The organism is Mycobacteriales bacterium (assembly GCA_030697205.1).
Taxonomy (GTDB): Bacteria; Actinomycetota; Actinomycetes; order Mycobacteriales; family SCTD01; genus JAUYQP01.
The window spans coordinates 17,813-27,614 of record JAUYQP010000050.1 but is presented as its reverse complement, the minus strand read 5'-3'; the positions used below and the strand labels follow the sequence as shown (position 1 = coordinate 27,614).

Below are 9,802 nucleotides of genomic sequence, written 5' to 3'. Positions count from 1 at the left end.
CCGCCGTTCGAGATGTCGTCGTCCGAGGTGGTCACAGCGGCCTTCGCAAGCGTCGGTGCCTTCATCGTGCAGTCTCCTGTCCGAGGCGTCAGCCCCAGCGTCGGACCTCAGCGACTTACACAGACGATCTGACACGCCCACCGGCAGGGCCACCACACGCCGAGTGACGTCCAAGCGCCCTGAAGGATCAGCTCGGGAAGCCGTGCCACCGGACTCACGGGAAGCCTGCCTGAACTGTCGCGCCCACCCGGCACACTGACGGGCGTGCCCATGACAGCAACGCACCCGGACGCGGGCGCCCTCGATGCGACGCTGCCCGACCTAGGAGCCGACCTGGCATGGGAGGTCGTCCACAAGCCACCCAGCCCCATCGGGCTCGTCTGCCGCGGCTGCGAACACACCGTTCACGCCAAGGTCAGCCCGCGCGGACTGCGCTTTTTCGCCCACAACAGCGAACAGTCCGACTGCCCCCTCAACGGTGAGAGCCCCGACCACCGGCTGCTCAAGAGCGAACTCGCAGCTGCTCTTCGAGCCGCAGGCTGGACCGCGGACCTCGAAGTCCCCGGAAACGGCTGGCGCGCGGACGTCCTCGGGACCAGCCCCGACGGTCAGCGGCGGATCGCGTGGGAGGCGCAGCTCGCCTACTCGAGCATCGAAGACCTGCAGGAGAGGACCCGACGCATGGCAGTCGACCAGGTCGAGGTCTGCTGGGTCAGCGACAAGGACGCGCTGTGGCTCCGTCACGTGCCGAGCGTCCGGGTCGCTCGGCACGAGGTCTCCGGGTCTCTGACCGTCACCGACGGCGCCAGCACGTTCAGCGGCTCGCTGTGCCCAGACCCCAGCCGCTGCCACGAGTTCCCAGTCAAGGCGCCCTGCCCCGGGCACGGAGCCTGGACTCCACCGAACACACTCACCCTCGAGTCGTTCGTCGCGGCCGTGTGCGCTGACCGCGTCCGCCCCGTACGGATGCGGCTCAGCTGGCAACACACCGCAGCCCCGGCCTCCGACGGGCGGACCGTCTGGACCGCCAAGGCGCACCTCGAGACCGAACAGCGGCATGTCGAGGCCCGCGAGCGACACGAGGTCTGGGCCGACCGGGAGGAGGAGGGAGCGCGAGCACACGAACGGGCCATCGAAGCGCTGATAGACCGTCAGCAGAAGCTGATCCCCCTCACCGTCAGCTTCGCCAAGCGCAGCACCGGACAACCAGCGCGCGCCTACGACGAGGACCGCGACCCGGACTGGGCGATGGGCGTACCCGTGTTCGCAGGCGGCGACGCGTTCGCCGTCATCTGCCCAGTCGCCTCCCGCGTCAGCGCCGACAAGGCCGTCCGAGACCGTCTCGCCGGACTGCTCGTCGTGATCGCGAGCCGGTCCGAGCAGGACCGCCTCGCGAAGGTCTGCGCACCCGGCCAGCGGTTCAAGCTGTTCGAACCCCGCGAACGAGGCGCCCTGCCGTCACTGTCGAAACCGCCTGCCCATTACGGAACAGGAAGCATCAGCGTCGGGCAGGCCGTGAGCCGCATGTTCGGTGGGTACTGACACATGCCGCCTGGACCACAACGACGCGCACCTGGACGAGGGAGACACCTGTGAAGTGGCACGGCCGGCTGCCGGACGGCATGAAGGTCACCTCACACACCCCCAGCGGCTTCACCGTCGAGCTCGGCCTGCCCTTAGGCCCCGACGGGATGTTCCCGCTCAGATGTCCAGAGGTACCCGAGCACGAGTTCGGAGTACCGCAGGCGTTCCTGGATAGCGACGACTCCGACACCATGTCCTGCCCTTGCTGCGGGCACCGCGCCGAAGGCCGCGCCTTCTTCACCGAGGACGAGCGTCGACGGCTGGACTCCGCCGCGGAAGCGGCCGCGACCGCCTACATCGACAACGCGATCGACGATATGTTCCGCAAGTTCGACCGAAGCTTCCGCGGCAACAAGTTCGTAAAGGTGACTAGCAGCCGTACGCCACGCCGGCGACTGGGACCGCTCCACAACTACGACGTCCCCGAGGCGCGGCGGACCATGACGCACGAAGCGTGCGGCCTCACCTACGCGGTCTTCGGGCTCGCCGTGTACTGCCCCCGCTGCGGGGACACCGCGCCGCACGAGCAGTTTGCCGAGCTGATGGAGATCCAGAGACGGGCACTGAGCCTGTTCGACGAACTCCCGAGCGAGAAGCGCGCCGAGTACGACGCGACCGGCGTCATCACACGGACCTACGAGACGTCGGTCAAGGACACGTTCGGTGCCCTGGAGACTCTGCTCCGCGACGAGTTCCTCGCCCGAACACCCGACGCCGCCTGCCTGGTGAAAGGTCGTGGCAACGTGTTCCAGCGCCTGGGAGATGCGTCTGCCCTATACCAGGAGCACCTCGGGCTAGACCTCGCGGGCGTCGCCGGCGACGCCTGGACAACCTGTCTGGAAGGAATGGCCGTCAGGCACATCCTCGTCCACAACAACGGCGTCATCGACGAGCGCTACATCGCCGCGGTCCCCGCCGCTGCGGCCAAGCTCCGAACCCGAATCAGCGTGGACAGGCAGACGGCCGACCGCGTCTTGGCCGCAGCCATGACCGTTGCGCAGGCCGCGACGGGTAGTACACCGTGAATCCCGCCACGACTCGGCGCAGCGCGAAGACCTGAACCGCGAAGAAGCGTCGCTACCCGTCGATGCGAACGTCCGCTCATGCCGCTGAGCGCGTGCTGCGGTCCTGACGGGCAGAGCGAGGCGCATCGCCTGGACGTCAGGGGAGGTACGACGGCTGCTGCGCGGAGACGGCCGCGACGCCGAGGAGCTGGAAGCGAGGGTGCCTCCGTACGTCAGACCGGTCCGACCGCTCGACGGTCTGCCTCGGAGTCCACGTCGAACCACGGGCGGTCCGGCAGGGCGAGCCGCAGCGTCACCAACGGCCGCAGGACCTCGCCCAGCCGCGACGACCCCGCTCCGACCGCGGCCCGGAGCGACGACGTCGTCCAGCAGCCGAACAGCCACTGCTCCCGCCCGTCGTCGTCGACGACGACCGTGCCCGGACCGGAGTCGACCAGTGCGTCGACCGCAGCGGGGGTGAGCAGCGGCAGGTCGGCGGCAAGCAGCACCACCAGCTCGGCGGCCACCAGCGGAAGCGCCGCGGTCAGGCCGGCCACCGGACCGGACCCGGGCGGGTCCTCCTGGCACCACACCACCGGGCCGGCCACCGGCCGGACGGCGCCCACGCAGACCCGCACCGTCGCGGAGGCGACCGCGAGCAGAACGGTGTCGAGCATCGGGCGCCCGCCCACCACGAGCCCCGGTTTGTCGACCCCCCCGAGCCGGCGGGCACTCCCGCCGCAGAGGACGACTGCGTCGTACGCCGGGGTCATGCCCCTCAGACTGCCGCGTCCAGCGCGGCGGCGCCGAGCCGGACCGACAGCGCGCCGTCGAGCAGCTGCACCTCGTGGACCGCGAGGGCGAGCGAGTCGTCGTCCAGGCAGCGACCGGTCGCGAGGTCGTAGACCTGCTTGTGCAGCGGCGAGGCGACGGTGACGTGGTCGCCGCGCGAGCCGACGAGGCCGCGGGACATCACCATCGCGCCGGTCGCGGGGTCGCGGTTGTCGACGGCGTGCACGACGTCACCGACGCGGAAGACCGCGACCTGATGGCCGTCGACGAGGGCCGCGACCCCGCGTTCGAAGGGCAGTCGCGACAGCGCGCAGACCGGGGTCCAGCTCATGAGGGCACCACCTGCAGGACGGGGCCGGCGACGAGCACCGGACCGGCGGGACGGATCTGACCGCGTTCGCGGGTGAAGACGATCGACGGGTCGGCGACGTCGGGCGCGTTGACGAAGGACGTGAAGCGCTCGAGCCGCACCGGGTCGGCGAGGGTGTCGGCCCACTCGTCGCTGTAGGTGTCGACGTGACGGGCCATCGCGGCGTCGAGCTCGGCGCACAGCCCGAGGGAGTCGTCCACCACGACCTCGCGGACGTGGTCGAGCCCGGTGGCCTCGAGCCACGGCGCGGTGCGCTGCAGGCGCTCGGCGGTGAAGACGTAGAGCATGAGGAAGCGGTCGATCGTGCGGACCAGCGTCTCGGTGTCGACGTCGGTGAGCAGCAGGTCGGCGTGGCGCGGGCGGTAGCCGCCGTTGCCCCCGACGTAGAGGTTCCAGCCGTTCTCGGTGGCGATGACGCCGACGTCCTTGGACCGCGCCTCGGCGCACTCGCGGGCGCAGCCCGACACCGCCATCTTGAGCTTGTGCGGCGAGCGCAGCCCGCGGTAGCGCAGCTCCAGAGCGACCGCGAGCGACGTGGAGTCCTGCACGCCGTAGCGGCACCAGGCCTCCCCGACGCAGGACTTCACGGTGCGCAGCGACTTGCCGTAGGCGTGACCGCTCTCCAGGCCCGCGTCGACGAGGCGCTGCCAGATCAGCGGCAGCTGCTCGACCCGGGCACCGAACAGATCGATGCGCTGACCGCCGGTGATCTTCGTGTAGAGGTCGAAGTCCTTCGCCACCGACGCGATCGCGAGCAGCTGGTCGGGCGTGACCTCACCGCCCGGCAGCCGCGGCACGACGGAGTAGCTGCCGTCCTTCTGCAGGTTGGCGAGCATGTGGTCGTTGGTGTCCTGCAGCGCGCCGCGCTCGCCGTCCAAGACGTGCTCGTTGCCGAGCGACGCGAGCACCGACGCCGCGACCGGCTTGCAGATGTCGCAGCCGAGACCCCGACCGTGCTCGGCGAGCAGCCGCGACCAGGTGCGGATCCCCTTGACCCGGCAGACCTCGAAGACCTCGCGACGCGACAGGTCGAAGTGCTCGCAGATCGCCTTGCTGACCGCGACGCCCCGGCGCGTGAGCTCGCTCTCGACCAGCGTCTTCACCAGACCGACGCACGACCCGCACGACGTCCCCGCGCCGGTGCAGGTCTTGACGGCGGCGACGTCGGTGCAGCCGTGCTCGGCGACCGCCGCGACGACCTCGCCCTTGGTCACGGCGTTGCAGGTGCAGACCTGCGCCGAGTCGGGCAGGTCGCCGTCGGCTGCCCGGACGCCGAGCAGCAGCTCCGACGGGGGAGCCGGCAGGGGGCCGCCGAGCAGCGGCCGCAGCACTGAGTAGGCCGAGGCGTCTCCGACGAGCACCCCGCCCAGCAGGGTGGACGCGTCGTCGCTGACGACGAGCTTGCCGTAGGTCCCACCGACCGGGTCGTGGTGCACGACCTCGAGCGCACCGGGAGCCCCGTGGGCCTCGCCGAAGCTCGCGACGTCGACGCCGAGCAGCTTGAGCTTGGTCGACAGGTCACCGCCGGTGAAGGTCGCCGACCCGCCGAGCAGCCGGTCGACGACGACCTCGGCCTGCGCGTAGCCGGGAGCCACGAGGCCCCAGCAGCGACCGGCGGCCGACGCGCACTCCCCGACGGCGTAGACGTCCGGGGCGCTGGTGAGGCAGGCCTCGTCGACGAGCACCCCGCCACGCTCGGCCACCTCGAGTCCGGCCTGACGGGCCAGCTCGTCGCGCGGCCTGATTCCTGCCGACACCACGACCACGTCGACGTCGAGCGGCTCTCCCTCGGCGAAGACCATCCGCAGCCCGTCGCCGGTCTCGAGCACCTCCGTGGTCGACGCCGACAGCCGGGTCCGCACCCCGAGGTCGCCGACGAGACGCGCCAGCACCTGCCCACCGCCCTCGTCGACCTGCAGCGGCATGAGGCGAGGCGCGAACTCCACGACCGTCGTCTCGAGGCCCAGCTGCAGCAGCGCGTGGGCCGCCTCGAGCCCGAGCAGGCCGCCGCCGACGACCGCGCCCCGACGGGCACCGGCCGCCGCGTCGCGGATCGCGACGAGGTCGTCGAGGGTGCGGTAGACGAAGCGTCCCGGCCCCGTCATCCCCGGCACGGGCGGCACGAACGGCGTCGAGCCGGTGGCGAGGACGAGGGCGTCGTACGGCGTGACGAGACCGCTCGCCGCCGTCACGGTCCGGGTGAGCGGGTCGATCGCGACCACCGGGTCACCGAGCCGCAGGTCGAGCTCGGGCCGATCGAAGAAGCCGTCGGGGACCAGCGACAGCTCGGCGCTGGTCGTGCCCCCGAACCACGACGACAGCGCGACCCGGTCGTAGGCGACCACGTCCTCCTCGGCGTGCACGACGACGTCCCAGGTGTCGAGCAGTCCGCGCGCGACAGCGGCGTCGAGCAGCCGGTGCGCGACCATCCCGTGGCCGACGACGACGAGGGTCTTGGTCATGCGGTGCTCCTCAGCGGGACGGGCGCGGGGGCAGGATCGGACACGGGCTGGCGGGAGGCCAGCAGGGCGGCCACGACCGGGCTGCAGGTGCCGCAGCCGGTGGTGGCGCGGGTCGCGTCGGCGGCGTCGGCGACGGTGCGGCAGCCGCCCTCGGCGCAGGCGCGTAGGGCGCCCGCGGTCACGGCGTTGCAGGTGCAGACGACAGCGCCGTCGTCGAGGTCCTCGGGGTCGGGCGCCACGGTCGCGCCGAGGCCGGTGAAGAGCAGGTGCATCCGGTCGGCCGGCAGCGGCGTCGCGCGGTCGAAGGCCTGCGTCACTGGGCCGACGGTCGACAGGTCGCCGAGCAGGATCGCGCCGGTGACGACGCCGTCGCGCACGACGAGCTTCTTGTAGACGTGTCGCGCAGGGTCGGCCCACTGCAGCACCTCGAGCCCGTCCTCGCAGTCCGCGAGGTCCGGCGCGGTGTCGCCCATCGCCGCGACGTCGAGGCCCATCGCCTTGAGACGCGTCGTCGTGCGTGAGCCGGTGTAGCGCGCCTGCCCGCCGGTGATCACGTCCGCCAGCACGGCCGCCTGCTCCCACGCCGGCGCGACGAGGCCGTAGACGGTGCCGCGGTGCTGCGCGCACTCGCCGATGGCGTGCACGTGCGGGTCGGAGGTCCGCAGCTCGTCGTCGACAAGGACGCCTCTGTCGACCTCGAGACCGGCGTCGCGGGCGAGGGCGACCTGGGGCCGCACCCCGCAGGCGAGGACCACGAGGTCACCGTCGACGGTGCGACCGTCGGCCAACCCGATCCCCGTGACGCACCGGGTGCCGAGCACGGCGCTCGCGAAGGAGCCGAGGTGGACCCCCACGCCGAGCGCCTCGACAGCCCGACGCAGGACAGCCCCGCCGACCGCGTCGAGCTGCAGGTCCATCAGGCGGTCGGGGCCGTGCACGACGTCGACGGACAGACCGTGCTCGAGCAGCCCGCGGGCGGCCTCGAGACCGAGCAGCCCGCCACCGACGACGACCGCCCTCGTGGCCTTGCGGGCCTCGCGTGCGATCGCCGCGCAGTCCTCAACGGTGCGGAAGACGTGCACGCCGGGCAGCAACCGCCCGCTCGGGCCGGCGATGCCGTGCACCGGCGGCACCACCGCGGTGCTGCCGGTGGCAAGCACGAGAGCGTCGTAGGCGAAGGCGCTGCCGTCGGAGCCGTGCACGGTCTGCGCGCCGCGGTCGATGCGCTCCACGCGGACCCCGAGGTGGCGCACCGGACCGGCAGCGCTGCGCAGGACGATGTCGGAGTGCCTGCGCTTCCCGGCGAGGACGTCGGACAGCAGGATCCGGTTGTAGGCCGGCTGCTCCTCCTCGCCCAGCACCGTGACCGCCAAGGTGGGGTCGCGGCGCAGCAGGTCGTCGACGACGCGGGCCCCCGCCATGCCGTTGCCGACGACGACGATCCGGCGGGTCATCGGACGGCTCCGCTGGTGACCCGGTCCACCCGGGCGGCGCAGACCTTGAAGGCCGGCATCCGGCTGATCGGGTCCAGCGCGTCGCTGGTCAGGCTGTTGGCCCGCTGCTTGCCCGCGAAGTGGAACGGCACGAAGACCGTGTCGGGGCGCACCGTGTCGGTCACGCGCGCACGCAGCCAGGCCTCGCCCCGCCGGGTCGTGACCTTCACCCGCTCCCCGTCGAGGACCGAGAGCCGCTCCGCGAGGTGCGGGTGCAGCTCGACGAAGGCGCGGTCGTCGAGCTCGCCGATCCGCCGGGTCTGCGCACCGCTCTGGTACTGCTGAGCGACCCGGCCTGTGGTCAGGTGCACCGGGAAGGCCTCAGACAGCGGCTCGGCAGTCGGCGGCTGGTCGACCGCGTGGAAGCGGGCCAGCCCGTCGGGGGTGGCGAAGGCGTCGGCGAACAGCCTGGGCGTCCCGGGATGGTCCTCCGACGGGCACGGCCAGTAGAGCGCCTCGCCCGCGTCGAGCCGCTCCCAGGTGACCCCCGCGTAGTCGGCCGGTCCGCCGGCCGAGGCCCGCCGCAGCTCGCCGAAGACCACCGCCGGGTCGGACGGGAAGCTGTCGCCGCAACCGAGCCGGACCGCCAGCCCGTGCAGCACCTCGAGGTCGGTCCGCACTCCCACCGGTGGAGCCATCGCGCGCCGGCGACGCAGCACCCGCCCCTCGATGCTCGTCATCGTGCCGTCCTCCTCGGCCCACTGCGCGGTGGGCAGCACCACGTCGGCGATCGCCGCGGTCTCCGACAGGACGAGGTCGGCGACGACCAGCGCGTCGAGCGAGCGCAGCCGTGCCGTGACGTGGCGCGCGTTGGGCGCCGACACGACGGGGTTGGAGCCGAGCAGCAGCAGCGCCCGGGGACCGCCCCCGTCGCCGAGGGCGTCGAGCAGCTCGTACGCCGACCGCCCTGGGCCGGGCAGGTCGTCGGGGTCGACGCCCCAGACGGAGGCCACGTGGGCGCGGGCGGCCGGGTCGCTGATGGAGCGGTAGCCGGGGAGCTGGTCGGCCTTCTGCCCGTGCTCGCGACCGCCCTGACCGTTGCCCTGACCGGTGAGGCAGCCCCAGCCGGAGAAGGGACGGCCGGGCAGCCCCAGCGCGAGCGCGAGGTTGGTGAGCGCGAGGACGGTGTCGACGCCGTGGGCGTGCTGCTCGGCCCCGCGGGCGGACAGGACCATCGCGCTGGGCGCGTCGCCCAGCAGGCGGACGGCGCGGCGCAGGTCGGGCTCGCTGACACCGGTGACCTGCTCCACCCGGGCCGGCCACCAGGCGGCCACGGCGCGGCGGACCTCCTCGAAGCCGGACGTGCGCGTCGCGACGTACTCGTCGTCGACCAGGCCCTCCTCGATCGCGAGGAAGAGCAGCCCGTTGGCGAGCGCGAGGTCGGTACCGGGCTGGGGCTGCAGGTGCAGCGTGGCCGCGGCGGCCGTCGGCGTGCGACGGGGGTCGACGACGACCAGCGCCCCGCCCGCTGACTGCATGCGCGCGAGGTGCTGGACGAAGGGCGGCATGGTCTCCGCGGCATTGCTGCCGACGAGCAGCACTGCGCCGGTCTCGCCGATGTCGGTGAGCGGGAAGGGCAGACCGCGGTCGATCCCGAAGGCGCGGGTGCCGCCGGCGGCTGCCGACGACATGCAGAAGCGGCCGTTGTAGTCGACCTGGCTGGTGCGCAGGGCGACGCGAGCGAACTTCCCGAGCTGGTAGGCCTTCTCGTTGGTGAGGCCGCCGCCACCGAAGACCGCGACCGCGTCGCGCCCGTGCGCCGCCTGGGCGGCCTGGAGCGCCGCGGCCGCCCGGTCGAGCGCCTCGTCCCAGGTGGCCTCGCGCAGCGGCCCCAGCCGGTGGTCGCGGACCAGCGGCGTGGTCAGGCGCTGCGGGCTGCGAAGGAGCGCGGCCGAGGTCCAGCCCTTGCGGCACAGACCGCCCCGGTTGGTCGGGAAGTCGCGGCCCTCGACGTCCGCACCACCGGAGGTCGGCGTGAGCGTCATCGCGCACTGCAGGGCGCAGTACGGGCAGTGGGTGGCGGTCGGGGGCACGACTCGACCGTCGGGGTCCGGCGTTCCGCGACCGTGTCCCCCGTGTGACGCGCAGGTGACGAGG

General features: G+C 72.7%; 7 protein-coding genes. 2 read left to right on the top strand and 5 right to left on the bottom strand.

The window, feature by feature from the left end; genetic code table 11:
• Positions 1-966 precede the first annotated feature (966 nt).
• Complete coding sequence (locus Q8R60_17120) at positions 967-1,542, top strand: hypothetical protein (GenBank protein ID MDP3714197.1); 576 nt, start codon at positions 967-969, stop codon at positions 1,540-1,542.
• A 50-nt stretch (positions 1,543-1,592) separates the two neighbouring features.
• The gene (locus tag Q8R60_17115; protein ID MDP3714196.1) at positions 1,593-2,609 is read left to right on the top strand and encodes a hypothetical protein; all 1,017 of its coding nucleotides are present in this window, start codon (positions 1,593-1,595) and stop codon (positions 2,607-2,609) included.
• 212 nt (positions 2,610-2,821) lie between these two features.
• On the opposite strand, the gene Q8R60_17110 is transcribed toward Q8R60_17115, so the two are convergent.
• Genes Q8R60_17110 through Q8R60_17090 form a run of 5 tightly spaced genes read right to left on the bottom strand, consistent with a single transcriptional unit; the run spans position 2,822 to position 9,738 of the window.
• On the bottom strand, positions 2,822-3,361 hold the full coding sequence (locus Q8R60_17110) for an NTP transferase domain-containing protein (GenBank protein MDP3714195.1): 540 nt from the start codon (positions 3,359-3,361) through the stop codon (positions 2,822-2,824).
• Between the two features lie 5 nt (positions 3,362-3,366).
• Positions 3,367-3,711 (bottom strand): nitrite reductase small subunit NirD, encoded by a 345-nt coding sequence (nirD, locus tag Q8R60_17105; GenBank protein ID MDP3714194.1) that lies wholly within the window; start codon positions 3,709-3,711, stop codon positions 3,367-3,369.
• Complete coding sequence (nirB, locus tag Q8R60_17100; protein ID MDP3714193.1) at positions 3,708-6,212, bottom strand: nitrite reductase large subunit NirB; 2,505 nt, start codon at positions 6,210-6,212, stop codon at positions 3,708-3,710. Before nirB ends, nirD begins: the two co-directional genes overlap by 4 nt.
• Entirely contained in the window at positions 6,209-7,666 is a 1,458-nt protein-coding gene (locus Q8R60_17095; protein ID MDP3714192.1) for an FAD-dependent oxidoreductase, read from the bottom strand. Before Q8R60_17095 ends, nirB begins: the two co-directional genes overlap by 4 nt.
• The gene (locus Q8R60_17090) at positions 7,663-9,738 is read right to left on the bottom strand and encodes a molybdopterin oxidoreductase family protein (protein ID MDP3714191.1); all 2,076 of its coding nucleotides are present in this window, start codon (positions 9,736-9,738) and stop codon (positions 7,663-7,665) included. The genes Q8R60_17095 and Q8R60_17090 overlap by 4 nt, the downstream gene beginning before the upstream one ends.
• Between the last annotated feature and the right edge of the window lie 64 nt (positions 9,739-9,802).